The organism is Leifsonia sp. EB34, from assembly GCF_041260585.1.
Taxonomy (GTDB): domain Bacteria; phylum Actinomycetota; class Actinomycetes; order Actinomycetales; family Microbacteriaceae; genus Leifsonia.
The window spans coordinates 1,406,688-1,429,762 of the sequence record NZ_JBGCCV010000002.1; the positions used below are offsets into that span (position 1 = coordinate 1,406,688).

Below are 23,075 nucleotides of genomic sequence, written 5' to 3' on the forward strand. Positions count from 1 at the left end.
ATTTTCCATACAATTGCGGGCTCGTTCTCACGCACGACCTCGTCCGACACGCAGGTCGTACCCAGGTTCGATGACGCGAGGCCCTCGGCGGCCCTACTCTCGGAGCCATGATCCAACTCGAAAGCCTCACCAAGAGGTTCGGCAGCAAGACCGCTGTCGACGACATCTCGGCGACCATCCAGCCGGGCAAGGTCACCGGCTTCCTCGGGCCGAACGGCGCGGGCAAGTCGACCACCATGCGCATGATCATGGGGCTCGACCGGCCGACCCACGGCACCGCGACCATCAACGGCAAGCGCTACGCCGAGCTGCGGTCCCCGCTCGGGGAGGTCGGCGCACTGCTCGACGCCAAGGCCGTGCACACCGGCCGCACCGCCTACAACCACCTGCTGGCGATGGCCGCCACCCACGGCATCTCCAAGCGCCGCGTGCACGAGGTCATCGGCCTCACCGGGCTGGAGTCGGTCGCGGGCAAGCGCGTCGGCGGGTTCTCGCTCGGCATGGGCCAGCGGCTCGGGATCGCCGCCGCCATGCTCGGGGACCCGGCGACGCTCATCCTGGACGAGCCGGTCAACGGGCTCGACCCGGAGGGCGTGCTCTGGGTGCGCCAGTTCGCCCGGCACCTCGCCGGGCAGGGGCGCACGGTCTTCCTCTCCTCGCACCTGATGAGCGAGATGGCGCAGACCGCCGACCACATCATCGTGCTCGGCCGCGGCCGCGTCCTCGCGGACGCCCCTGTCGACCAGATCCTCGCCGGCGCCACGCGCAGCGCGGTCCGGGTCCGCACGCCCGAGGTCGAGCGGCTCGCCAACGCCATCCAGGGCGGAGACGTCACGATCACGGGCGTGGAGGCCCAGCTCATCGAGGTCACCGGCCTCAGCGCCGCGCAGATCGGCGACGCCGCGGCCGGCGCGGGCGTCGCCCTCCACGAACTCACCCCGCTCAGCGCTTCCCTCGAGGAGGCGTACCTCGAACTCACGCAGGACGAGGTCGAATACCACTCGGAGGTCACCTCATGAGCACCGCAACCGCACCCGCCGCCGGATACGTCCACGCCGAGGTCGGCCGGCTGAGCTTCGTGCGCGTGCTGCGCTCGGAGTGGATCAAGCTGCGCTCGCTGCGGTCGACGTTCTGGACGCTGGTGGCCGTCGTGGTCCTGGTGGTCGGCTTCGCCGCCCTCCTGAGCTTCTCGATCCCGAGCGCTTCCACCCTCGTCACCGAGAGCGGTCCGCGCGGCGCGACGCTCCATCTCGACACCATCGTCACCACCGCCGCCACGTTCGGGCTCCGCTTCGCCCAGCTCGTCGTCGCGGTGCTCGGCGTTCTCGCCATCAGCGGCGAGTTCTCCACCGGCATGATCCGCTCATCGTTCGCCGCCGTCCCGCACCGGTTCCCTGTGCTGGCGGCCAAGGCGATCATGCTGTTCGCCGTGTCGTTCGTGGTCGGCCTGGTCAGTCTCGCCGCTTCCTGGGCGATCGCGATCAGCGTGATGAGCGGCAAGGGCTATCCTGGCGCGCTGTTCGACGCCTCGACGCTCTGGTCGATCCTCGGCGCCGCCGCGTATCTCGGGCTTGTGGCGGTCTTCGCGCTCGGACTCGGGGCGATCATCAAGGCCAGCGCCGGGGGCATCTCCGCGGTCGTCGGCGTGCTGTTCCTCGTTCCGATCCTCGTCCAGATCGCGATCGGCGTGCTTCCGAAGGCCACCTGGCTGGCCGACTGGTCGCACTATCTGATGAACAACGCGGGCGACGGGATGGCCGGCATCGCAAACGGCTCGCTCGAACCCTGGCAGAACATCCTCACCGTGGTGATCTGGACCGCCGTCTCGTTCATCGTGGGAGCGATCCTGCTGCAGCGACGGGACGCGTGACCACACCAGTGACCGCCGCCGACACCGCCCCGGCCGACCTCGAACTCCCGAGGCCGCCCGGGGCGGTGCGGCGCTACTTCGGCGCGCACCCGCTCGTGGTGGACGCCATCGTCGCGGGCGTCTACCTGGTGCCCTCGCTCGCCGAGGGCGTCGTCCACATGGTGCGGAGCCCGGGCCTGGCCGCGGCGATCCAGCTCCTGCTCGTGGTCGTCGCCGGCGCGGCATTGTTCGCGCGGCGGCTGCACCCGCGGGCGGTGTTCGGGATCGCGATCGTCGTCCTCGTCGTCAGCGTCTTCCTCGGCCGCAACCTCGACTTCGTGCCCGCGGTGTTCGCGCTCTACGCCCTCGCGGTCTACCGCACGGTGCGCTCGGCGTGGATCGGCTACGGCATCACGGCGGTCGCGACCATCGTGTCCCTCGCCATCGCGACCATCGTGTCCGAGGTGCCCGCGTTCGCGCCGCTGTCGACGGAGGCGCTGCCCTCCGGCTTCGCCGCGCTCGCGTTCTGCATCGTCGCGGTGCTGATCGGCAGCAACGTCGGCAACCGGCGCCGCTACCTGAACGCGCTCATCGACCGCGCCCACCAGCTCGCCCGGGAACGCGACCAGCAAGCCGAACTCGCCACCGCGGCCGAGCGCAGCCGCGTCGCCCGGGAGCTGCACGACATCGTCTCGCACAGCCTGACGGTGATGATCGCCCTCGCCGACGGCTCCGCCGGGCTCGTCGGCACGGCGCCCGAGCGCTCCGCCGAGACGATGCGGCTGGTCGCCGAGACCGGGCGCGGGGCCCTCGGCGACATGCGCCGCCTGCTCGGTGTGCTGCGCGCGGGCGACGAGGAGGCGGCGGCACACGCACCGCAGCCGGGGCTCGCCGACCTGCGCGAGCTGGTCGAACGGTTCCGGGCCGCCGGACTCCCGGTGCGGATCACGGTCACCGGCGTCCCGCCCACCGATATCGGGCAGCAGCTCACGGTCTTCCGGGTGGTGCAGGAGGCGCTCACCAACACCCTCCGCCACGCCGCGCTCGCGACCATGGTCGCCGTGACGATCGACTTCGGGGAGCGGGACGTCCGCGTCACCGTGGAGGACGACGCGACGGTCCACACCGGATCGGTGCCGGGCTCGGGCAGCGGCCTGCTCGGCCTGCGGGAGCGCGTCGCGCTCTACGGTGGGACCCTGGAGGCCGGACCACGACGCGGCGGCGGGTGGCGGCTGGTGGCGGAGTTCGCACGAGTGGATTCTGCCGGGCCCGATTCGACCACCACCACCACTAACTCCCCCACCGCCCCGACCAGGAGACCCGAATGACCGACCCCGACCCGACCGAGCAGCCGCTGCGCGTCCTGCTCGTCGACGACCAGGCGCTCGTGCGGCTGGGCTTCCGGATGGTGCTGGAGACCGAGCCCGACCTCCACGTGGTCGGCGAGGCGGCCGACGGCGTGGAGGCGGTCCGGCTCGCCGTCGAGACCCGGCCCGACGTCATCCTGATGGACGTGCGCATGCCGAACCTCGACGGCATCGAGGCGACCCGGCGCATCGTCACGACGAACCCGGACGCGCGCATCATCATCCTCACGACGTTCGACCTGGACGAGTACGCCTTCGGCGGACTGCGCGCCGGCGCGAGCGGGTTCCTGCTGAAGGACGCCCGGCCGGCCGAGCTGGCCGCGGCCATCCGCGCCGTGGCCGCCGGCGACGCCGCCGTCACCGGCCGCGTGACCCGCTCCATGCTGGAGCTGTTCGCCGACCGGCTGCCCGCGAACAGCGCCGGCGGGACCGCCGCGGACCCGACCGCGGTGCTCACACCGCGCGAGCGAGAGATCCTCCTCGCGATGGCCGACGGCCTGACCAACGGCGAGATCGGCGCGAAGTTCTTCCTCACCGAGTCGACCGTCAAGACGCATGTCGGCCGGGTCCTCGCCAAGCTGCAGCTCCGCGACCGGGTGCACGCGGTCATCTTCGCCTACGAGAACGGGCTGGTGGAGAGCTAGCCGCGCCGCGGATTCCAGAAGACGCCAAGGCAGCTCTCGGTAGGATACCGTGCGATGAGCATTCTGAAAGTGGACTTCTGGACCTCGTTCGGCTCGTGGATGGTCGACGCCGGCTGGAACCTCGCACACGCGGCCGGCATCGTCCTCGGCGCGATCCTCCTGGCCTGGATCCTGCGCGCGGTGATCCGTCGCGTCGTGCGCCAGATCGTCAGCGGGGTCAAGAAGGGCCAGAGCGTGACGGACACGCAGGCCCTGGTCGCCTCCCCGCTCGCGGCGGTGCGCGTGGTCCAGCGCACCCGCACGCTCGGCTCAGTGCTGAGCAACATCGTGAACGTCACGATCGGGATCATCACGATCATCCTGGTCATCCAGGTCTTCGCTCCGGACGCGCTCACCTCCTTCGCCCTCCTCACCGCCGCGATCGGCGCCGGCCTCGGTTTCGGCGCGCAGAACATCGTCAAGGACGTCCTGAACGGCCTCTTCATGGTCATGGAGGACCAGCTCGGCGTCGGCGACGTGGTCGACCTCGGGCCGGCGACCGGTGTGGTGGAGGCGGTGGGTATCCGGGTCACCCAGGTGCGCGACGTCAACGGCACCCTCTGGTTCGTCCGCAACGGCGAGATCCTGCGCGTCGGCAACATGTCGCAGGGCTGGTCGCGCGTGATCGTGGACGTCGCGGTGCCGTACGACACCGACATCGAGGCGGTGCAGGCCAAGCTGATGGAGGCCGCGACCGCGCTCGCGACCAGCCCCAAGTGGCGCTCGCGCATCCTCGACAAGCCGGAGCTGTGGGGGCTGGAGTCGATCTCCGCCGACGCCATCGTGATCCGGATCGTGCTGAAGACCCGCACGACGGCCAAGGACGACGTCTCCCGCGAGCTGCGGCTGCGCCTCAAGCAGGCCACGGACGAGCTCGGCGTGACGCTGCCGTCGCTGTCGGCGGTGGTGCTCTCCGGGTTCGACGGCGCGGGCAGCGTCAACGGCGCCAAGCCGCCGCGCACCCGGCCGACGCCCGTCGTGCCGGACCGGCCGCTCACCGGGCGCAAGGCCCGCGCGGCGGCGAAGCGCACGGCGACCCGGGCGGCCGATCCCGGCGCCATCCGCATCCGTCCGGCGATCGAGACCAAGCCCGACGCCGCGCCGGCCAAGCCCGCCAAGCCCGACGCCGCGCCCGCCAAGCCCGCTGCCACCCCCGCGAAGCCCGCCGCCACCCCGGCGAAGCCCGCCGCCAAGCCCCGCACCCCGAAGCCCCCGGCGGCCGAACAGCCTCCCGCAGACGAAGCCGAGTGAGATGACCACCCTCCCCGTCGGGCCGCCGGCCGGCCCCTCCTTCTTCGAGCAGATCGGCGGCCACGCCACGTTCGTGCGCCTCGTGGACACCTTCTATCGGGGCGTCGCCGCCGACCCGGTGCTGCGGCCGATGTACCCGGAGGAGGACCTCGGTCCCGCCAAAGAGCGCCTCACGCTGTTCCTGGAGCGGTACTGGGGTGGCCCGACCACCTACAGCCAGGAGCGCGGCCACCCCCGCCTCCGGATGCGGCACAACCCCTTCAAGGTCAACCCCGACGCGCGCGACCGCTGGCTCGCGCACATGCGCGTCGCGGTCGACGAGCTGGGGCTGCCGCCCCTGCAGGACGAGACCCTCTGGAACTATCTGGAGCGGGCCGCGTTCGCTATGGTCAACACATTCGAGGAGTAGCCGCCTCGACCTCCCGCCGTGCCGAAGGAGCCACGCCATGACCGCTGAACCCGACTGCCTCGTCGTGGGAGCCGGACTCGCCGGGCTGGTGGCCGCGTGCGAACTGCTCGACGCGGGCAAGTCCGTGACGATCCTCGACCAGGAGCCGGCGGCCTCCCTCGGCGGTCAGGCGTTCTGGTCGTTCGGCGGCCTCTTCCTGATCGACTCCCCCGAGCAGCGCCGGATGGGCGTCGCCGACTCGCTCGCCCTCGCCCGGCAGGACTGGTTCGGCAGCGCCGGCTTCGATCGCGCCGAGGACCACTGGCCGAAGCGCTGGGCCGAGGCGTACCTCCAGTTCGCCGCCGGCGAGAAGCGCGCCTGGCTGCACGAGAAGGGCGTCCGGTTCTTCCCGGTGGTCGGCTGGGCCGAGCGCGGCGACGGCACCGCGGCCGGTCACGGCAACTCGGTGCCGCGCTTCCACGTCACCTGGGGCACCGGCCCTGGCGTGCTCGAGCCGTTCGTCCGCCAGGTGCAGGCCGCCGCGGCGACCGGGAAGGCACGCCTGCTGCACCGCCACCGGGTGGACGAGCTGATCGTGGAGGACGGCCGCGTCGCCGGGGTCCGCGGCGCGATCCTGAAGCCCGACGCCGCCCGGCGCGGCGCGGCGAGCAACCGGGAGCGCATCGCGGACTTCGAGCTGCGCGCCCCCGCGGTCGTGGTCGCCAGCGGCGGGATCGGCGGCAACCACGACCTGGTCCGGGCGGCCTGGCCGGAACGGCTCGGCACTCCCCCGGACTTCATGCTCTCCGGCGTGCCCGCCCACGTCGACGGCCGCATGCTCGGCATCGCGGAGGCGGCAGGAGCACACCTCATCAACGGCGACCGGATGTGGCACTACACCGAGGGCATCCAGAACTGGGACCCGATCTGGCAGCGGCACGGCATCCGCATCCTGCCCGGGCCGTCGTCGCTCTGGCTGGACGCGCGCGGCGAGCGGCTGCCTGCGCCGCTGTTCCCCGGCTTCGACACGCTCGGGACGCTGGAGCACCTGCGGAAGGTCGGCTCGGACTACTCGTGGTTCATCCTCACCCAGAAGATCATCGAGAAGGAGTTCGCGCTCTCCGGCAGCGAGCAGAACCCCGACCTCACGGGCAAGGACTTCGGCCTGCTCGCCAAGCGCGTCGCCCCGGGCGCGCCCGGGCCGGTGGAGGCGTTCAAGGAGAAGGGCGCCGACTTCGTCGTGGCGGACACCCTGGACGAGCTGCTCGCCGGGATGCAGCGGCTGTCGGAGGTCCCGCTCGACGCCGAGCTGGTGACCCGGCACGTGCGCGAGCGCGACCGGCAGCTCGACAACCCGTTCGGCAAGGACCTCCAACTCGCGGCGGTCCGGGGCGCGCGAGCCTACCGTGGCGACAAGCTCATCCGGGTGGCGTCGCCGCACAAGCTCACGGACCCGAAGGCCGGGCCGATGATCGCCGTGAAGCTGCACATCCTCACCCGCAAGAGCCTCGGCGGAATCGAGACCGACCTCGACGGCCGGGTGCTCGGCGCCGACGGCGCGCCCGTGCCGGGGCTGTACGCGGCGGGCGAGGCGAGCGGATTCGGCGGCGGCGGCGTGCACGGGTACCGGGCGCTGGAGGGAACGTTCCTCGGCGGCTGCCTGTTCTCTGGGCGGCAGGCCGGACGCGCGGTGGCGCGAACGGTCTAGCCGCGCAGGCTCCACGACTGGCGGCGGATGAGCGTGTGCCCGCGCCGCGTGGTCAGCCGCGTCCACGGCCCGGTCTCCAGGATGGCGACCGGCTCCCCCGCGGCCAGGAACCCCAGGCTCTCGGCGGCGAACGCCGCACCGGCCGGGATGTACTCCAGCTCGGGGATGGGACGGCCCCACACCTCGGCCCGCACCCGCTGGACGAGCTGCTCGCCGGTGCCGGTCGGCACGGCCTCCGCGACCTCGGCGATGCCGGCGGCCGCCGTCGCCTGCAGGAGCTCGTAGCCCGTCTCGCCGACCGGGCGCCAGCCGCCGCGGGGCGGCGAGATGCCCGCCCATGTGACGGAGGGCGCCTCCATCGGCAGCCGCACCTCCAGCGGCGCGCTCTCCACCGCGCCGTCGACCGCGCCGGACTCGTCGCCGTCGCGGCCCTCCTCCCCGACCGCCCCGGTCTCGGAGGCGGCCGCGGCGCTCTCCGCCGCCTCGCGCACCCGCGCGAGCCGGTCGAGCAGCGAACGGATCGGCACGACGACGTCGAACTCCACATCGTGGTGAGTCAGGAAGGTGCGCAACCCGAGCACCGTCGGCGTCTGGTCGAGCAGCCCCCTCGGATAGAGGATGGCGGTGTACACGGCGAGCACGCCCGATCCTGCGATCAGGCGCACCGACCCTTCCTCGACGCGGGCGGCGCGCGACAGGTACGTCTGCAGGTCGGCGGCGGCGAGGGTGTCCTGGAGGGAAAACGACTGGCTCATCTGCCCTCTAAGCTACTAGAGACCCCGGACGGAGACACTGTGACAGAGCCCCTGGAATCGCTGCTCACCGCACTCGACCTCACCGACACCGGTGCCCGCACCAGCGAGGACATCTTCACCGGGCCCTCCCAGTGGATGCCGCTGGGCCGCGTGTTCGGCGGCCAGGTGCTCGCCCAGTCCATCGTGGCGGCGACGCGCACGGTGGCGGACGACCGCAGCATCCACTCGATGCACGGGTACTTCCTGCGGCCGGGAGACGTCAACTACCCGATCACCTTCTCCGTCGACCGCATCCACGACGGCCGCTCGTTCTCCACCCGCCGCACGCAGGCGTACCAGAACGGGCTGCCGATCCTGTCGATGATCGCCTCCTTCCAGGACGACGACGAGGGCCTGGAGCACCAGGTGGACATGCCAGAAGGCCTCCCCGACCCCGAGTCGCTGCCGAACTCGGCGGCGACGCTGGAGGAGGTCGAGCACCCGGTCGCCCAGTACTGGGCGAGCCAGCGGCCGTTCGACATGCGTCATGTCCCGTCGCCCATCTACCTGTCGGTGGAGGGCGCGCACGTCGCCCACCAGGCGGTGTGGTTCCGCTCGATCGGCGACCTCCCGGACGACCCGGCCCTCCACCGCGCGGCCCTGGCGTACGCCAGCGATTACACGATCATGGAGTCCGTCATGCGCCGGCACGGCGTCGCCTGGGCGACCCCGGGCCTGAAGGCGGCGAGCCTCGACCACGCGATGTGGTGGCACCGGCCGGCCCGGGTGGACGAGTGGCTGCTGTACACCCAGGAGTCGCCGAGCGCGAACGGAGGCCGCGGGCTGGCGCTCGGGCGCATCTTCAGCCGCGACGGCCGTCTGGTCGCCAGCGTCGCCCAGGAGGCGACCATCCGGATTCCGGACGCGGCGAAGCTGCGCGACTGACGCGTCGGCTCAGCCGAAGGTGCTGCGGAGCAGCACGGTGCCGTTGCCCGCGGCGCGGATGTCGATCGCGGCGATGTCGGCCAGCGGGACACTCGTCGTCGCCGCGGGCTCGACCACGGTTCCCTCCGCCGCCGTCCAGGTCGAGATCTGGGTCTGGTGGCCGGACTTGTCGGTGACGACCATCGCGTACGTCCAGGTGCGGCCGCCGTCGTCGCCGCCGACCTTCGCGTAGGCGCAGCGGGAGTCGATCCGTGTGCCCCACGGCTCCGAGGTGAGGTGCAGGTCGGCGGACAGCGCGCTCGGCTCCACCTGCTCCATCGCCACGCTCGTGCCCGCCGGCGTGCCGGGCTCCAGCGCCGGGACGGCGATCGCGATGGCCCCCACGAGCACGGCCGCCGCCGCAGCGGCGAGACCGCCCACCAGCCAGCGCGACCGCCGCCTGCGCCGCCGGGCGGCGTCCAGCAACGACGGGAGCACCTCCGCGCCGAGCCCGGCGTCCTGCGGCGCCTCCTCGTCGAGCAGGGCGAACGCCTGCTCCCGGGGCACCCGGCCGAGCAGCCCCGGCATGCCGGCGAGCTCGGCGACCGCCGACGAGCAGCGCCCGCACTCGCGCAGGTGCTCCTCGTACTCCTTGCGCTCGGCCGGAGCGAGGGCGCCGAGCACGTAGGCGGCGTCCCAGGTGGCGAATTCGTCGTGGTTCATCGCTCCGTCACCCCTCTCTCCTGCAGCGCGAGCCGCATGGCCCGGAGGCCGTAGTGCAGCCGCGACTTGACCGTGCCCTCCGGGATCTCCAGCTCACGGGAGATCTCCGCGATGGACCTGCCGCCGTAGTACGCGTGGACGATGACGGCGCGATGCTCGTCCGAGAGCTCGGCCAGCGCGTCCGAGACGAGCCAGGCGTCGAGGACGGCGTCCGCGCCGTCGTTCGGCGACGAGGGCCGCTCCGGGAGGGTGTCGGTGCCGAACTCGTGCTGCGAGTGCGCGCTGCGCTTGTCGTCGATGACGATGTTGCGGGCGACGGTGAACAGCCAGGCGCGCGCGGACTGCTGGCTCTGGTCCAGCACCGCCGGCTTGCGCCAGGCGCGCAGCAGGGTCTCCTGCACGACGTCGTCGGCCATCGCTCGGTCGCCGGTGAGGTGGACGACGTAACGCCAGACCGCCTGCGCGTGCTGGTCGTGCAGCTCGCGCAGCAGGCGTGCGTCCTCATCCGGCATGGTCACCTCCTGCACTAACCACGGAGACGGTGCGGGAAAAGTTCAGAACTCCATGTGTGAACCGGTACCGTCACCCTCCCGTGCCTAACCTAGGAGAAAGCACTGCCGACCGGGAGGATCCACGATGACCGAATCCGCGCCGCTGACGCGCCGCACCCTCGTCCAGATCGGCGGCGTGTCCGCAGCAGGCGCGGGGGCGCTCGTGCTGGCGGCATGCACGCCGCAGGGCTCGGGCGCGTCGGGCGACGGATCGGGGAACGGGAACGGCGGCTCGGCCACCGTCGCTCTCTCGTCGATCCCGGTCGGCGGCGCCGTCTCCGCGCAACTCGGCTCCACGCCGATCGTCGTCTCGCAACCGTCGGCCGGCACGGTCGTCGCGTTCAGCGCGGTGTGCACGCACCAGGGCTGCACGGTCGCGCCGCAGGGCAAGCAGTTCGACTGCCCGTGCCACGGCTCGGTGTTCGACGCCGCGACCGGGGACGTCGTCAACGGGCCGGCGAGCACACCGCTGGCGAAGCTGAAGGCGAGCGTCTCGGGCGACAAGGTCACCGTCACGCAGTGACGCCGCCCGCCGGGCTCAGCGCTTGGTGAACTGCACGGGGTCGTCGAGGTACGGCGTCCAGGCGTCGCGCTCGCGGTCGTTGATCCGGCGCGGGCGCTCGCTGGCGGCGTCGACCAGGACGATCGTGGTCGAGGCGCGCGAGAACATCGTGCGCGGCTCGACGCCCTCGGGCGACCACACCTCGTAGTTGACCTCCAGGCTCGCGCCGCCCAGCCTGCCGAGCCAGAGCTGCACGTCGAGCGGCTGGCGCAGGTACGGGATGGGCGCGAGGTACTCGATCTCCTGACGCGCGATGAGCGTGAGTGTGTCGGCGCCCGGCCGGCCGTCGAGCACGGCCGTGGAGCCGCCTACTGCGTGCTCGTCGGTCGCCCAGAACGCCTCGATGCGCGCCTCCTCCAGGAGGCGCAGCATCGCGGCGTTGTTCACGTGGCCGTACGCGTCGAGGTCGCTCCAGCGGAGCTTGATCGGGACGTGCAGTCGCATGGCGGGGTCAGTCGCGTGTGAGCTTGCGGTACGCGGAGCGGTGCGGCTTCGCGGCGTCGGGGCCGAGGCGCTGGACCTTGTTCTCCTCGTACGCCTCGAAGTTGCCCTCGAACCAGTACCAGTTGGACGGGTTCTCCTCGGTGCCCTCGTAGGCGAGGATGTGGGTCGCGATGCGGTCGAGGAACCACCGGTCGTGGGTGATGACCACCGCACAGCCGGGGAACTCGAGCAGCGCGTTCTCCAGGCTGGAAAGCGTCTCGACGTCGAGGTCGTTGGTCGGCTCGTCGAGCAGCAGGAGGTTGCCGCCCTGCTTGAGCGTCAGCGCCAGGTTGAGGCGGTTGCGCTCACCGCCCGAGAGCACGCCCGACTTCTTCTGCTGGTCCGGCCCCTTGAACCCGAAGGTGGAGACGTACGCGCGCGACGGGACCTCGGTCTTGCCGACCTGGATGTAGTCCAGCCCGTCGGACACGACCTCCCACACGTTCTTGTTCGGGTCGATGCCGCCGCGGGTCTGATCGACGTAGGAGATCTGGACGGTCTCGCCGACCTTCAGGTCGCCGTTGTCGAGCGGCTCCAGCCCGACGATCGTCTTGAACAGGGTCGTCTTGCCGACGCCGTTCGGGCCGATCACGCCGACGATGCCGTTGCGCGGCAGCGTGAAGGTGAGGCCGTCGATGAGCACGCGGTCGCCGAAGCCCTTCTGCAGGTTCTTCGCGTCGATCACGATCTGGCCGAGGCGCGGCCCCGGCGGGATCTGGATCTCCTCGAAGTCGAGCTTTCTGGTGCGCTCCGCCTCGGCCGCCATCTCCTCGTAGCGCGCCAGGCGCGCCTTGGACTTCGCCTGGCGTCCCTTGGAGTTGCTGCGCACCCAGTCGAGCTCGTCGGACAGGCGCTTGGCCAGCTTGGCGTCCTTCTTGCCCTGGACCTCGAGCCGCTCGCGCTTCTTCTCGAGGTAGGTCGAGTAGTTGCCCTCGTACGGGTAGAGGTGGCCGCGGTCGACCTCGGCGATCCACTCGGCCACGTGGTCGAGGAAGTACCGGTCGTGGGTGACGGCGAGCACGGCGCCGTGGTACTTGGCCAGGTGCTGCTCGAGCCAGAGCACACTCTCGGCGTCGAGGTGGTTGGTCGGCTCGTCCAGCAGCAGCAGGTCCGGCTTCTGCAGCAGCAGCTTGCAGAGCGCGACGCGGCGCTTCTCACCACCGGAGAGCGTGTTGACCGGCCAGTCCCCCGGCGGGCAGCGCAGCGCGTCCATCGCCTGCTCGAGCTGGGAGTCGAGGTCCCACGCGTCGGCGGCGTCGATCTGCTCCTGCAGCGTGCCCATCTCGGCCAGCAGCGTGTCGAAGTCGGCGTCCGGGTCGGCCAGGAGGCCCGAGATCTCGTTGAACCGGTCGACCTTGCCCTTGATCTCGCCCACGCCCTCCTGGACGTTCTCGAGGACGGTCTTGCTCTCGTCCAGCAGCGGCTCCTGCATGAGGATGCCGACCGTGTAGCCCGGGGACAGCTTGGCTTCGCCGTTGGAGGGGGTGTCGAGGCCGGCCATGATCTTCAGGATGGTCGACTTACCCGCGCCGTTCGGACCGACGACGCCGATCTTCGCTCCGGGCAGGAACGCCATCGTCACGTCGTCGAGGATCACCTTGTCGCCGACGGCCTTGCGGGCCCTGACCATCGAGTAAATGTATTCGGCCACTCTTTTTCCTGAACTCCCTGTGTTGGACTCGCCGGGCGAAAGCCCTGTACGAGGATACCGGGAACTACCAGTCGATCGGCCGGGTCTGGCCGATCAGGCAGCCTCCGGTCGCGAGGGTGGGGCTGGCGAGGCTGGTGTAGCCGCCGGAGTCGGGCCCGTACTGGCCGATCACACAACTTGCTCCGAATTGCACGGAGAACTGGATGGACGGCGCGGTGAGCCCGATCGTCGTGGTGTCCGGCGTGAGCTGCATGTCCGACTTGGTGAAACCCGCCGCCACGAGCGCGTCGATGAAGTCGCGCCCCTTCGCGGTCGGCTTGGCCGCGATCGTCGCCTGGTTGACCTTGTCGAAGTACGGCAGGTTCTGCTCGGCGGTGCCGCCGGGCACGAGCGCTGGCGCCGCGCTCGCGGTCGGCGTGGGGGTGGGCGTGGCCGAGTCGGACGCCGTCGTGTGCGGCGCGGGATCGGTCGTCGCGGAGGGGTGAGCCCCCGTGCACGCGCTCAGCAGCAGCGCCGCAGCGACCGCCGCACCCGCCAGCAGGACGGCGGCGGGTCGGACGGGCGCTCTCATGCTGTCCACCCTAGGGCCCGGTCCCTATGGAGTGTCCCTGACGTTCTGCCGCTTCCGGCGTGCCCGACAGCGGCCGAGGCTCGGCTCCGCGGACGCCTGCCAGGTCGAGCCCCTCCGTACGGCGCGTGAACTCGCTGCGCCCCCAGGTCAGGTCGTGCCCGATCGCCTCCGCTTCGATCTCCACCGTCACGCCGAGCTGTTCACCCTCCCAATCGCGCACGCACAGCCTCCCGGCCACCACGAGCGGGTCGCCGCGCGCGATGCAAGCCGCCGCACTCAACGCCAGCTCGTCGAACGCCATGACCGTGAACCAGTTGGACGGCCCGTCGGGCGCAGTCGGTCCCGAGCGCCGTGCGCGCCTGCGGTCGTTCGTCACGAGCCGGAAGCTCGTGATCGGCGCACCCGCCTCCGCGTGGAGGTGCCGCGGGCTCGTCGCCACCGTGCCCCGTACCGTCACCATTTCCGTCATTGTGCTCCCCCGTCATGTGCTCGCCCGTCTGTGCGACCGCCGGTGCGGCCGTCCCTCAACGATGGCCGAGCCGCAAGGCACACGGCGGGAAGATCGCAAGATCCGTGGAGAACCGGCGAAATGGGTCGGCCTGTGGAGGACGACGCGGCGGGCGTCAGGCCGCGGTCACGTACGGCGCGTACGACGCCCGGATCTTGTTCACCTTGGGCAGCGCGACCGCCAGGCAGTAACCCTGGCCCGGGTTCTTGGCGAAGAAGTCCTGGTGGTACTCCTCGGCGCGGTAGAACGTCCCGAGCGGCTCGATCGTCGTCACGATGCCGCCCTCCCAGTACTCGGCCGCCCGGTCGCGCGCGGCTTCGAACAGCGTGCGCTGCTCCTCGCCGTCGAAGAACATCGCCGAGCGGTACTGCGTGCCGACGTCCGCGCCCTGCCGGTTGAGCTGGCGCGGGTCGTGCAGCGTGAAGAAGACGTCCAGGATCACCTCGGCCGGGATGACCTCCGGGTCGAAGGTGACGGCGACGGCCTCGGCGTGCCCGGTGGTGCCGGTGCACACCTCCTCGTAGCTCGGGTCCACGGCGGCGCCGCCGGTGTAGCCGGACACCACGTCCTGCACTCCGCGGAGCACGCGGTAGACGGCGTCCAGGCACCAGAAGCACCCGCCGGCGAGGACGAAAGTCTGCATCGGTCCATCCCTTCGATCGGTCCGGCCTCCATTCTGCTACGACGGCGCACCTGTGCCGATGAGCCGGCGGCGCCAGGCGAGGTTCGCGGCGGGATGCGCGACACAGCGCGCCCGCTGCCCGGGCGGAACGGTCGGCCCGGTTACCATCACGGCATGCAGTGGTGGAATGACTTCGTCGATTGGCTCAACTCGTCGGCCGCGCAGCCCGCGGTCTTCACTGCGGCGGTCCTCGCGATCGCCGTCATCGTCTCCGGCCTGCTCGCCGCGTGGATCGCGCGCGGGGCACTCCGTGGACTCCTCTCGCGCACCGACCGTCAGCAGAAGGCCAGCGCGATCGCCGCGCTCGTCGACGCGGCGACCGAGGCGTCCGTCTGGAACTCGCTGACCCCGGCCGAGCAGGTGCTCTCCGACCGCGCCGTCGGCCAGGCCGACATCCTCGTGCGGCTCCTGCCGATCAAGGGGTCCGGCATCGCCGCGAACTGGGCGGGTCACCAGCTCGCCGAGATGAAGCGCGCGTCCGCGACGTTCGGCTACCAGCTCGACCCGGCCATCGCGGAGTTCCGCGACCGGCTGATCGAGTGGCAGAACAAGCCGAGCCGCGCGCGCCGCATCTTCCAGGGCGACCTCGAGCGCTGGCGCTTCGAGAGCGCCGACCCGAGCAACACGCTCGTGGCGCAGCAGGACGCCTGGGTCGCGCAGCAGCACCACGAGCAGCACGCGGCGCCGGCCTCCACGGCGACGGAGGAGACGGTCCCGGCCGCTTCCTACGCTCCCGTCGCCAGTACTCCAGTTTCGAGCGCTCCCGTGGCGGCGGCGCCCGAGGCGAGCACTCCCACGGCTCGCACCGACTCCTCGTTCACCGCCGCGAACTACCCCACCCCGGCCGGCGCCAACGACGAGACCCCGCTGCCGGTGTCCGCATTCGCCGCGGCCGGCGACGAGAACGACACCACCCCGAATCAGCGCTTCGGCCAGCCCGTCGGCTGACCTGCGCACCCGAGCCACCCCACGGACAGAAGGGGCGCCGACCATCCGGTCGGCGCCCCTTCGTCGTGCTGGCGATAACTCAGCGGCTGTAGTCGCCGCGCGTCGTCCACCAGTCGTCGAACATGCTCGCCGGCACCCGCCGCTTGTGCTCGGTCGCCAGGTAGCGCGTCTCGATCGCCGACGCGATCTCGTCCGCGACCTCCTTGCCCTCCAGGAAGTCGTCGATGTCGCTGTACTGGATGCCGAGGTTGGCCTCGTCGGTCTGGCCGGGGTCGAGGTCGAGGAGGTCGGCGGTCGGCGCCTTCTCGTAGAGGCGAGCCGGGGCCCCCAGGTGCTCCAGCAGCGCACGGCCCTGGCGCTTGGTCAGGCCGCTCAGCGGCAGCACGTCGGTGCCGCCGTCGCCGTACTTGGTGAAGAAGCCGGTCACGGCCTCCGCCGCGTGGTCGGTGCCGACCACGAGCAGGCGGCGCTGGCCGGCGATGGCGTACTGGGCCACCATCCGCATGCGGGCCTTGACGTTGCCCTTGGTGAAGTCGGTCATCGGCTCGCCGACGGCGTCGCCGAATTCGGCCTCCACCCCGTCCACGCCGCGCTGGATGTTGAACTCGATGGTGCGCTGCGGCTTGATGAACGTGAGCGCGAGCTGCGCGTCGTCCTCGTCGTGCTGCACGCCGTACGGCAGGCGCACCGCGATGAACTCGGCCTCGATGCCGTCCGCGGCGAGCCGCTCGACCGCGAGCTGGCAGAGCCTGCCTGCGAGGGAGGAGTCCTGCCCTCCGCTGATGCCGAGCACGAACCCGGAAGCGCCGGTCGCCTTCAGATAGCGCACGAGGAAGTCGACGCGCCGGTCGACCTCCTCCGCGGGGTCGACGCTCGGCGTCACGTTCAGCTCGTCGATGATCCTGGCTTGGAGTTCACGCATGCTGCCACGATAGTGGGCGCGGATTTCGTCCGTGTGAACTCCCCGCCGGCCCGGCTCCCGCTCTAGCATCGGCCGCATGAACCCGCTCGTCGGAACGATCGTGCTCGTGCCGTTGCTGGCCGTCGTCGCCGCCCTGGTGGCCTCGGTGGTGGGGAGGGTCGCGAAGATCCCGCTCGTCGTGTTCGAGATCCTGCTCGGCACCCTGGCCGGCCCGAGCGTGCTGGGCTGGATCCCGGCCTCGGACGCCCTGCACGCGGTCGGGCAGTTCGGCCTGGCCTTCCTGTTCTTCATGGCCGGCAACGAGATCGACTTCCACGCGATCCGCGGCCGGCCGCTGCGCCGGGCCTCCCTCGGCTGGCTCATCTCGTTGGTCGGAGGCGTGCTGCTGGGCGTGCTGCTCGCGCCGAACGCGATCGCCGGTGTCTATGTCGGGATCGCGCTGTGCTCGACCGCGCTCGGGACGCTGATGCCGATGTTGCGCGACGCCGGCGAGCTGCGCACGCCGTTCGGCCTCGCGGTCACGGCGGTGGGCGCCGTGGGCGAGTTCGGGCCGCTGCTGGCCATCTCGCTGTTCCTCTCCGGGCGCAGGCCGCTGGCTGCCGCGCTCGTGCTGATCGGGTTCGCCCTGGTCGCCGCCGCGGCGGTGTGGTTCGCGGCGCGGGGAGGCCACGAACGCTTCCACGCGCTCGTGCGCGCCACCCTGCACACCAGCGGGCAGTTCGCCGTCCGCGTCGTGGTGCTCGCCATCGCCGCGCTGGTCGGACTGAGCCTCGCCCTCGGCCTGGACATGCTGCTCGGCGCGTTCGCCGCGGGCGTCGTCGTGCGCGTCCTGCTCTCCGGGGCCGCCAAGGCGGATGCGGAGCTCATCGAGACCAAGCTGGAGGCCGTGGCGTTCGGCGTCCTCGTCCCCGTCTTCTTCATCGAGACCGGAGTCACGTTCGACCTGCGCGGCCTGCTCGGTGACCCGCACGCGCTGCTCCTGCTGCCGATCTTCCTGGTGCTGCTGCTGATCGTGCGCGGCCTCCCCGGCTCGCTCGCGGCCCCGCGCGGCTCGACCTTCGCGGACCGGGCGTCCCTCACGCTGTTCAGTGCGACGGGGCTGCCGATCATCGTCGCCGTGACCAACATCGGGCTGAAGGACCACGACCTGACCTCCGGCACCGCGACGGCGCTGGTCGGCGCCGGGATGCTGTCGGTGCTGATCTTCCCGGTCGTGGCCCTGCTGCTGCGGCAGCGCTCGGGGGACGGCGGCGTGCGGCCCCCCGACCCGGATCGCATCCCGGTCGAAGGCTGAGCCCCCGGCTGTCGCGGACCGGCTCAGGGCACCCGCGTGACCGCCCGGGCGAGGATGGCCGTGGTGAGCGCCTCCACCGGCTCCCGCGCCGCCGACGGGTTGGACAGCAGCGTGAAGTCCACGTGCCCGAGCTCCGGGAGGCTGAACCGGTTGGTGACCTTGATGAGGTCGCTGGGGATGAGCGACCGCGGGAACACCGCGACCCCCAGGCCCGCGCGCACGGCGGCCAGGACGCCGTTGACTTCGCGCGTGTTGCAGGTGATCCGCCAGGTGCGGCCGGCCGCCTCCAGCGCGTCGATCGTGATCTGGCGGCTGAGGCTCGGCCCCTGGTAGGCGATCAGCGGCACCGGAGCGTCGGGCTCCAGCGCCGTCTTCTCCTGCCCGATCCAGACCAGCTCGTCGGTCGCGACCACCGTGCCGTCGGTCGTGCCGGGGTTCTGCTTGATGAAGATGAGGTCGAGGTGCCCCGCCATCAGGCGGCGGTGCAGCGGGGCGGACTGGTCGACGGTGAGCTCCAGGTTGACCTGCGGGTTCTGCTGGCGGAAATGCCGCAGGATGCGCGGGAGGGTCGTGATCGCGAGGTCGTCGGCCGCACCGAACCGCAGCCTCCCGCGCATCGCCGATCCGCTGAAGTAGCTGTCCGCCTCGGCGTGCGCGGCCAGGATCGTTCGGGCGAACCCGGCCATGGCGTCGCCGTTGTCGGTCAGCCGCACCTCCCGGGTGTCGCGGGAGACGAGCTGGCGCTTGGCGGCCTGCTCCAGCCTCCGGACGTGCTGGCTGACGGTCGGCTGGCTGATGCCGAGCCGCTGGGCCGCTCGCGTGAACGAGCGCGTGTCGACGACGGCGAGGAAGGTGCGCAGGAGGACGGGGTCGAACATCCGGTCGGTGCTCCGTTCACGGCGGTTATTCGGAAAGCCAATGGGAGTTATAGCTTCAATTGGCTGAAACAATACCGCCGATTCCGTAGCGTAGAGGGAGAACTCGAAGAGACCATACGGAACCAGGAACGCAGGAATCACTCGTGGCGAACTCCACCGCAGCAGCAGCCCCTCCCACCGGCCCCATGCCCACCCTCAGCGCACGCCCGCCGTGGCGCGAGACCTTCATCTCGCTGCGCGTGACCAACTACCGCCGCTTCGCCGCCGGCAACCTCGTCGCCAACACCGCCGTCTGGATGCAGCGGATCGCGATGGACTGGCTGGTGCTCCAGCTCTCCGGAAGCGTGGCCGTGGTCGGCGTCACCGTCTTCATGCAGTTCACCCCGATGCTGCTGTTCGGGCTCTGGGGCGGCGTCATCGCCGACCGGTACTCGAAGCAGCGCCTCCTGATCTGCACGCAGTCGGCGGCCGCCGCGCTCGCGGCGCTGCTCGCAGCCCTGACGCTCACCCACGCCGTGCAGGTCTGGCACGTGTACGCCATCTCGTTCGTACTCGGCCTCGTCACCGTCGTGGACAACCCCGCCCGCCAGGTCTTCGTCAACGAACTCGTCGGCCCCAAATACCTCCGCAACGCCATCAGCCTCAACTCCTCGATCTTCCAGCTCGGCGGCCTGATCGGCCCGGCACTCGGCGGAATCCTCATCACCGCGGTCGGCGGAGGCTGGTCGTTCGTCATCAACTCGGCCGCGTGCCTGGCCGTGGTCGGCGCGCTGCTCAGCCTCCGCACGAGCGAACTGCATCACTCCCCCGCCGTCCCGCGCGGCAAAGGCCAGCTCGCCGAGGGGATGCGGTACGTGCGGCGCAAGCCGGTGATCTTCTGGACCGTGGTGATGGTCGCGGTGCTTGCGGTCTTCGCGTTCAACATGCCGGTGTTCCTCGCCGCCTACGCGAACAACGTGTACGACGTCGGGGCGCGCGGCTACGGGATGTTCAACGCCCTCGTCGCCGCCGGCGCGCTCACCGGGGCCCTGGCCTCCACCCGCCGCACCTCGGTGCGCCTCTCGATGGTGGTCGGCACGGCAGCGGCCCTCGGCGTCGTCCAGGCACTCGCGGGACTGGCGCCGGACCAGGTCGCGTTCAGCGTGCTGCTCGTCGGGATCGGCGTCGGCAACCTGCTCTTCATCACGGCGGCGAACTCGCTGGTGCAGATGTCGTCCAACGTCCAGATCCGCGGCCGCGTGATCTCGCTCTACATCCTGGTGCTGCTCGGCGGCCAGGCGATCGGCGGGCCGCTGATGGGCTGGGTGGTGGAGTCGGTGGGGCCGCACATCGCGATGGTGATCTCGGGGGTTGTGCCGGCGGCGGCCGCGGTGGTGGTCGCCCTGATGATCGCGCGGAACGCCAGCCTGCGACTGCGGTTCGGGCTGCGCGGGCGGCGGCCGGTGATCGCGATCGTGAACCGGGCCGGGAAGGCGGGGGCGACGCTGTAGGGCATGGCGGCTACGGTATCGTGGAGGCCGCGCCCCCGTAGCTCAGCGGATAGAGCAGGAGCCTTCTAATCTCTTGGTCGCAGGTTCGATTCCTGCCGGGGGCACGTCACGTTCAGGAGCACATCTCGCGGTGCTTCTCATCTCTTGGTCGCAGGTTGAGGCGCCCGTCACTCCCCGGTGTCGAGCCCAAGCAGACGTTCTACTCGTTCGGCGGTGCCCGTGCCTGCGACGGGGTTGTGAAAGACCATGATCAGTTCGGATTGACCGGGGACCTGCAATTGAGTCGATTCGAAGTGCAACTCGCCCGCGACTGGGTGGTCGAGTACTTTCGTCATCGTGACCGCGGGCATCGCTTCGTGCAGCGCCCACAGTTCCGCGAACTCACGACTGCGATCGAGGAGGTCGTCGACGATTTCGGCGAACCCTGTGTCGCCCGGGTGCTCCGACATCGCGGCACGGTATTGCGCGGCGACGATCCGGGCCGTCGCATCCCAGTTCCGATCCAGCGCGTGGAACATCGGATCGAGGAAGAATGAGGCCACGCAGTTGTCGTTCTGCCCGCGACGGTAGCCGAGCACGAGCCGTGCTGCCTCGTTGGTGGCGATCAGGTTCCAGTAGCGGTCGACGAGATGTGCCGGCTTGGGCATCCACCCCTCGATCAGCCGCTCCAGCCCCGCGGTCAACTGCGGACGCTCCCACGACGAACCCAGCGGCGGGTTGAGACCCGCCAGCACGTACAAGTGCCGGCGCTCCGCTTCGTTCAGCCGAAGGACACGCGAGACAGCATCCAGAACCTGGGGCGAAACAGTGATGTCGCGGCCCTGCTCGAGCCACTGATACCAGGACACCCCCACGCCGGCGAGCAACGCGACCTCTTCGCGGCGAAGCCCGGGAGTGCGCCGCCGCGAACCGCCCGGTATTCCCGCATCCTCCGGCGTGACCTGCGCACGCCGCGCCATCAGGAAGGCGCGCAACTCCTCCCTCCGACCAGTGGAATCCATGGTGGTGGTCATCATCACAGGATAACTACCCGCTCTCTTCGACCCTCGCTGGGCGCCGAAGCTCGAACCATGACAACGACAGCAAGACAACCGGAAGCCTCCGGCACCCCAGCCCGACCGCGAATGTCTTCCCGCGCACGACTCGTGTTGGTCGTGCTCTGCGCCGCCCAGTTCATGGCAGCCCTCGACTTCTCGATTCTGAACATCGCACTCCCCACCCTCGGCCCCGACCTCGGCCTCAGCGACGCGAACCTTCAATGGGCCGTCACCGCCTTCGCCCTCCCATCCGGCGGGTTCCTGCTGCTCTTCGGCCGGATCGGCGACATGGTGGGACGACGCCGCATCTTCATCTGCGGCCTCCTGCTCTTCACCCTCGCCTCGGTGCTCGCGACCGTCGCGTGGGGCGTCGCACCGTTCCTCATCGCGCGCGCTCTTCAAGGCGTCGCCACCGCGGCAATCGTGCCCACCGGCATGGCACTGCTCACGACCTCCTTCGCCGAAGGAGCGCTGCGCGATCGCGCACTCGGAATCTCCGGGATGGTCCTCTCCCTCGGTTTCACCATCGGAATGCTCCTCGGCGGCGCCCTGACCCAGGCATTCGGGTGGCGCTCCACCATGGCGCTCGGAGTCATCCTGGGCGCCATCATCCTCGTCATGGTTCCTGCCCTCGTCACGGAGAGCCGCGCCGGCGCCGCCCAACGCCTCGACCTTCCCGGCGCTATCACCGTCACCGGAGGCCTGCTCGCACTCATCTACGCGGTCAGCACAGCCTCCACGAATGGCTGGGCCGAGCCTGACGTCATCGGCGCGCTGATCGCGGCCGTAGTGCTCCTGATCGCTTTCGGCATCGTCGAAAGCCGAGCTCGACAGCCACTCGTCTCACTCCACATCCTGCGCCGCCGCGCGGTCGCCTGGGGCAACTTCGGCGGACTCGTCACCTTCTCGATGATGAGCGCCGTCGTGTTCCTTTCGACGCTCTATCTGCAACAAGTGCTCGACGTCTCCCCCGCGGTTTCCGGACTCGTCTTCGGCATCGTCGGCATTTTCGCCGCCGCCTCCGGGATGCTCGCGCCCCGCGTCGTCGGCCGGTTCGGATCGCGCCCGGTGCTCGTACTCGGCCTCGCGGTCCAGGCCGTCTTCGTCGCATCCCTGATCTGGGTCGGCCCCCACGACGGGATCCTTCTCGTCACGATCGCCGCTTCCCTCGCGTGTGTGGGCCACCTCACCGCGATCGTCTCATACGGCATCACGGCAACCTCAGGCCTCAGCAACGACGAGCAAGGCCTCGCGACCGGGCTCGCGACCACCGCCCAGCAAGTCGGCATCACTATCGGCATCCCGATCATTTCCGCCATCGCCGCAGGCCACACCGCCGCTCTCGCAGCCGCGGGAACCGAGACCGTCGAAGCGACGCTGAGCGGGTTCCGCCTCGGATTCGGTGTCGATGCCGCGATCGTGGCCACCGCTGCCGTGCTGATCGGGCTCTTCCTCCTCGGCGCGAAGAGGACACGAAGCCGATAATGGCGTCACCCCCGAGTACGCACGCCAACCGAGTCGACAGGCGGTCTTCGACGTACTCGGGAGGTGCTCGCCGAGTGTCAGAGGGCCCGCGCCGCCGCCACCAGCACCTGGTTCAGCGTCGGCACCCCCTCCGCGCGGAACACCTCCGCGCCGTCCCCGCCCAGCACGATCACCGTCGGCGTGGACCGGATCCCGTCCGACTCCGCGCGCGCCGGGTCACGGGCCACATCGCGCTCCGTCACCCGCAGCCCGGGGACCAGCCGCACCGCCTCGGCGAGCACCGCGCGGGTCTGCATGCACGGCTCGCAGAAGGCCGACGTGTACAGGGTGAGGTCGACGTCCCGGGTGACGGGGCGGTCAACGGCCGGTGTCGCATCCACGTCGAC

Annotated in this window: 25 protein-coding genes and 1 tRNA gene; 14 read left to right on the forward strand and 12 right to left on the reverse strand. The window is 70.8% G+C overall.

The genetic code is table 11. The features are described 5' to 3' along the window. Positions 1-107: 107 nt before the first annotated feature. Genes ABIA36_RS16190 through ABIA36_RS16220 form a run of 7 tightly spaced genes read left to right on the forward strand, consistent with a single transcriptional unit; the run spans position 108 to position 7,246 of the window. On the forward strand, positions 108-1,019 hold the full coding sequence (locus ABIA36_RS16190; RefSeq protein WP_369963559.1) for an ABC transporter ATP-binding protein: 912 nt from the start codon (positions 108-110) through the stop codon (positions 1,017-1,019). After that, on the forward strand, positions 1,016-1,870 hold the full coding sequence (locus ABIA36_RS16195) for an ABC transporter permease subunit (RefSeq protein WP_369963560.1): 855 nt from the start codon (positions 1,016-1,018) through the stop codon (positions 1,868-1,870). Before ABIA36_RS16190 ends, ABIA36_RS16195 begins: the two co-directional genes overlap by 4 nt. Further along, positions 1,867-3,177, forward strand: a complete 1,311-nt coding sequence (locus ABIA36_RS16200; protein ID WP_369963561.1) for a sensor histidine kinase — start codon at positions 1,867-1,869, stop codon at positions 3,175-3,177. The genes ABIA36_RS16195 and ABIA36_RS16200 overlap by 4 nt, the downstream gene beginning before the upstream one ends. After that, positions 3,174-3,860, forward strand: a complete 687-nt coding sequence (locus tag ABIA36_RS16205) for a response regulator (protein WP_369963562.1) — start codon at positions 3,174-3,176, stop codon at positions 3,858-3,860. The genes ABIA36_RS16200 and ABIA36_RS16205 overlap by 4 nt, the downstream gene beginning before the upstream one ends. Positions 3,861-3,914: 54 nt before the next feature. Then, the gene (locus tag ABIA36_RS16210) at positions 3,915-5,150 is read left to right on the forward strand and encodes a mechanosensitive ion channel family protein (RefSeq protein WP_369963563.1); all 1,236 of its coding nucleotides are present in this window, start codon (positions 3,915-3,917) and stop codon (positions 5,148-5,150) included. Position 5,151: 1 nt separating this feature from the next. Next, positions 5,152-5,559 (forward strand): globin, encoded by a 408-nt coding sequence (locus ABIA36_RS16215; protein ID WP_369963564.1) that lies wholly within the window; start codon positions 5,152-5,154, stop codon positions 5,557-5,559. 37 nt (positions 5,560-5,596) lie between these two features. Further along, positions 5,597-7,246: an FAD-binding dehydrogenase gene (locus ABIA36_RS16220; protein ID WP_369963565.1), complete on the forward strand. Its 1,650-nt coding sequence runs from the start codon at positions 5,597-5,599 to the stop codon at positions 7,244-7,246. Here ABIA36_RS16220 and ABIA36_RS16225 read toward each other — a convergent pair. Beyond that, on the reverse strand, positions 7,243-8,001 hold the full coding sequence (locus ABIA36_RS16225; protein ID WP_369963566.1) for a hypothetical protein: 759 nt from the start codon (positions 7,999-8,001) through the stop codon (positions 7,243-7,245). The two genes, ABIA36_RS16220 and ABIA36_RS16225, sit on opposite strands and share 4 nt — an antisense overlap. A 39-nt stretch (positions 8,002-8,040) precedes the next feature. Between ABIA36_RS16225 and ABIA36_RS16230 the strand changes: the two genes are divergently transcribed. Further along, the gene (locus tag ABIA36_RS16230) at positions 8,041-8,925 is read left to right on the forward strand and encodes an acyl-CoA thioesterase (protein WP_369963567.1); all 885 of its coding nucleotides are present in this window, start codon (positions 8,041-8,043) and stop codon (positions 8,923-8,925) included. 9 nt (positions 8,926-8,934) lie between these two features. Here ABIA36_RS16230 and ABIA36_RS16235 read toward each other — a convergent pair whose 3' ends face one another. After that, a complete protein-coding gene (locus ABIA36_RS16235; RefSeq protein WP_369963568.1) occupies positions 8,935-9,627 on the reverse strand; it encodes an anti-sigma factor in 693 nt (230 codons plus the stop codon). Further along, a complete protein-coding gene (locus ABIA36_RS16240) occupies positions 9,624-10,139 on the reverse strand; it encodes a sigma-70 family RNA polymerase sigma factor (RefSeq protein WP_369963569.1) in 516 nt (171 codons plus the stop codon). The genes ABIA36_RS16235 and ABIA36_RS16240 overlap by 4 nt, the downstream gene beginning before the upstream one ends. Before the next feature lie 124 nt (positions 10,140-10,263). Here ABIA36_RS16240 and ABIA36_RS16245 point away from each other — a divergent pair, with 124 nt between their 5' ends. Beyond that, on the forward strand, positions 10,264-10,701 hold the full coding sequence (locus ABIA36_RS16245) for a ubiquinol-cytochrome c reductase iron-sulfur subunit (protein ID WP_369963570.1): 438 nt from the start codon (positions 10,264-10,266) through the stop codon (positions 10,699-10,701). A 15-nt stretch (positions 10,702-10,716) separates the two neighbouring features. Here the strand turns inward: ABIA36_RS16245 and ABIA36_RS16250 are convergent, their stop codons facing one another. From ABIA36_RS16250 to msrA, 5 genes are all read right to left on the reverse strand, one after another. After that, a complete protein-coding gene (locus ABIA36_RS16250) occupies positions 10,717-11,184 on the reverse strand; it encodes an acyl-CoA thioesterase (RefSeq protein ID WP_369963571.1) in 468 nt (155 codons plus the stop codon). Positions 11,185-11,191: 7 nt separating this feature from the next. Continuing rightward, complete coding sequence (gene ettA / locus ABIA36_RS16255; RefSeq protein ID WP_369963572.1) at positions 11,192-12,874, reverse strand: energy-dependent translational throttle protein EttA; 1,683 nt, start codon at positions 12,872-12,874, stop codon at positions 11,192-11,194. Between the two features lie 64 nt (positions 12,875-12,938). Then, positions 12,939-13,445, reverse strand: a complete 507-nt coding sequence (locus ABIA36_RS16260) for a hypothetical protein (RefSeq protein ID WP_369963573.1) — start codon at positions 13,443-13,445, stop codon at positions 12,939-12,941. A gap of 10 nt (positions 13,446-13,455) precedes the next feature. Continuing rightward, positions 13,456-13,905: a single-stranded DNA-binding protein gene (locus tag ABIA36_RS16265; protein ID WP_369963574.1), complete on the reverse strand. Its 450-nt coding sequence runs from the start codon at positions 13,903-13,905 to the stop codon at positions 13,456-13,458. A gap of 163 nt (positions 13,906-14,068) precedes the next feature. Then, a complete protein-coding gene (msrA, locus tag ABIA36_RS16270) occupies positions 14,069-14,596 on the reverse strand; it encodes a peptide-methionine (S)-S-oxide reductase MsrA (protein ID WP_369963575.1) in 528 nt (175 codons plus the stop codon). Positions 14,597-14,749: 153 nt separating this feature from the next. Between msrA and ABIA36_RS16275 the strand changes: the two genes are divergently transcribed. Beyond that, positions 14,750-15,583, forward strand: a complete 834-nt coding sequence (locus ABIA36_RS16275; RefSeq protein ID WP_369963576.1) for a hypothetical protein — start codon at positions 14,750-14,752, stop codon at positions 15,581-15,583. Positions 15,584-15,662: 79 nt separating this feature from the next. Here the strand turns inward: ABIA36_RS16275 and nadE are convergent, their stop codons facing one another. Further along, positions 15,663-16,505 (reverse strand): ammonia-dependent NAD(+) synthetase, encoded by an 843-nt coding sequence (nadE, locus tag ABIA36_RS16280; protein WP_369963577.1) that lies wholly within the window; start codon positions 16,503-16,505, stop codon positions 15,663-15,665. A 76-nt stretch (positions 16,506-16,581) separates the two neighbouring features. Between nadE and ABIA36_RS16285 the strand changes: the two genes are divergently transcribed. Next, complete coding sequence (locus ABIA36_RS16285) at positions 16,582-17,799, forward strand: cation:proton antiporter (RefSeq protein ID WP_369963578.1); 1,218 nt, start codon at positions 16,582-16,584, stop codon at positions 17,797-17,799. Positions 17,800-17,822: 23 nt separating this feature from the next. On the opposite strand, the gene ABIA36_RS16290 is transcribed toward ABIA36_RS16285, so the two are convergent. Beyond that, positions 17,823-18,677 carry a LysR substrate-binding domain-containing protein gene (locus ABIA36_RS16290; protein WP_369963579.1) on the reverse strand — a complete coding sequence of 285 codons (855 nt, stop codon included), beginning with the start codon at positions 18,675-18,677 and terminating at the stop codon, positions 17,823-17,825. 185 nt (positions 18,678-18,862) lie between these two features. Here ABIA36_RS16290 and ABIA36_RS16295 point away from each other — a divergent pair, with 185 nt between their 5' ends. Further along, positions 18,863-20,167, forward strand: a complete 1,305-nt coding sequence (locus ABIA36_RS16295; protein ID WP_369963772.1) for an MFS transporter — start codon at positions 18,863-18,865, stop codon at positions 20,165-20,167. A 31-nt stretch (positions 20,168-20,198) separates the two neighbouring features. Next, positions 20,199-20,271: transfer RNA gene (locus tag ABIA36_RS16300), tRNA-Arg, on the forward strand. A 63-nt stretch (positions 20,272-20,334) separates the two neighbouring features. On the opposite strand, the gene ABIA36_RS16305 is transcribed toward ABIA36_RS16300, so the two are convergent. After that, a complete protein-coding gene (locus ABIA36_RS16305; RefSeq protein ID WP_369963580.1) occupies positions 20,335-21,180 on the reverse strand; it encodes a helix-turn-helix transcriptional regulator in 846 nt (281 codons plus the stop codon). A gap of 111 nt (positions 21,181-21,291) precedes the next feature. Between ABIA36_RS16305 and ABIA36_RS16310 the strand changes: the two genes are divergently transcribed. Then, positions 21,292-22,689 carry an MFS transporter gene (locus tag ABIA36_RS16310; protein WP_369963581.1) on the forward strand — a complete coding sequence of 466 codons (1,398 nt, stop codon included), beginning with the start codon at positions 21,292-21,294 and terminating at the stop codon, positions 22,687-22,689. 77 nt (positions 22,690-22,766) lie between these two features. On the opposite strand, the gene ABIA36_RS16315 is transcribed toward ABIA36_RS16310, so the two are convergent. Beyond that, entirely contained in the window at positions 22,767-23,069 is a 303-nt protein-coding gene (locus tag ABIA36_RS16315; RefSeq protein ID WP_369963582.1) for a glutaredoxin family protein, read from the reverse strand. Positions 23,070-23,075 lie beyond the last annotated feature (6 nt).

Bases quoted from the DNA above. Each gene is read 5' to 3' on its own strand.
- ABIA36_RS16190 (WP_369963559.1), top strand. From the start codon at position 108: ATGATCCAACTCGAAAGCCTCACCAAGAGGTTCGGCAGCAAGACCGCT.
- ABIA36_RS16260 (WP_369963573.1), bottom strand. From the start codon at position 13,445: ATGAGAGCGCCCGTCCGACCCGCCGCCGTCCTGCTGGCGGGTGCGGCG.
- ABIA36_RS16235 (WP_369963568.1), bottom strand. From the start codon at position 9,627: ATGAACCACGACGAATTCGCCACCTGGGACGCCGCCTACGTGCTCGGC.
- ABIA36_RS16215 (WP_369963564.1), top strand. From the start codon at position 5,152: ATGACCACCCTCCCCGTCGGGCCGCCGGCCGGCCCCTCCTTCTTCGAG.
- ABIA36_RS16220 (WP_369963565.1), top strand. From the start codon at position 5,597: ATGACCGCTGAACCCGACTGCCTCGTCGTGGGAGCCGGACTCGCCGGG.
- ABIA36_RS16295 (WP_369963772.1), top strand. From the start codon at position 18,863: ATGCCCACCCTCAGCGCACGCCCGCCGTGGCGCGAGACCTTCATCTCG.
- nadE (WP_369963577.1), bottom strand. From the start codon at position 16,505: ATGCGTGAACTCCAAGCCAGGATCATCGACGAGCTGAACGTGACGCCG.
- ABIA36_RS16275 (WP_369963576.1), top strand. From the start codon at position 14,750: ATGCAGTGGTGGAATGACTTCGTCGATTGGCTCAACTCGTCGGCCGCG.
- ABIA36_RS16310 (WP_369963581.1), top strand. From the start codon at position 21,292: ATGTCTTCCCGCGCACGACTCGTGTTGGTCGTGCTCTGCGCCGCCCAG.
- ABIA36_RS16285 (WP_369963578.1), top strand. From the start codon at position 16,582: ATGAACCCGCTCGTCGGAACGATCGTGCTCGTGCCGTTGCTGGCCGTC.
- ABIA36_RS16245 (WP_369963570.1), top strand. From the start codon at position 10,264: ATGACCGAATCCGCGCCGCTGACGCGCCGCACCCTCGTCCAGATCGGC.
- ABIA36_RS16205 (WP_369963562.1), top strand. From the start codon at position 3,174: ATGACCGACCCCGACCCGACCGAGCAGCCGCTGCGCGTCCTGCTCGTC.
- ABIA36_RS16210 (WP_369963563.1), top strand. From the start codon at position 3,915: ATGAGCATTCTGAAAGTGGACTTCTGGACCTCGTTCGGCTCGTGGATG.
- ABIA36_RS16195 (WP_369963560.1), top strand. From the start codon at position 1,016: ATGAGCACCGCAACCGCACCCGCCGCCGGATACGTCCACGCCGAGGTC.
- msrA (WP_369963575.1), bottom strand. From the start codon at position 14,596: ATGCAGACTTTCGTCCTCGCCGGCGGGTGCTTCTGGTGCCTGGACGCC.
- ABIA36_RS16250 (WP_369963571.1), bottom strand. From the start codon at position 11,184: ATGCGACTGCACGTCCCGATCAAGCTCCGCTGGAGCGACCTCGACGCG.
- ABIA36_RS16225 (WP_369963566.1), bottom strand. From the start codon at position 8,001: ATGAGCCAGTCGTTTTCCCTCCAGGACACCCTCGCCGCCGCCGACCTG.
- ABIA36_RS16265 (WP_369963574.1), bottom strand. From the start codon at position 13,905: ATGGTGACGGTACGGGGCACGGTGGCGACGAGCCCGCGGCACCTCCAC.
- ABIA36_RS16290 (WP_369963579.1), bottom strand. From the start codon at position 18,677: ATGTTCGACCCCGTCCTCCTGCGCACCTTCCTCGCCGTCGTCGACACG.
- ABIA36_RS16240 (WP_369963569.1), bottom strand. From the start codon at position 10,139: ATGCCGGATGAGGACGCACGCCTGCTGCGCGAGCTGCACGACCAGCAC.
- ABIA36_RS16305 (WP_369963580.1), bottom strand. From the start codon at position 21,180: ATGACCACCACCATGGATTCCACTGGTCGGAGGGAGGAGTTGCGCGCC.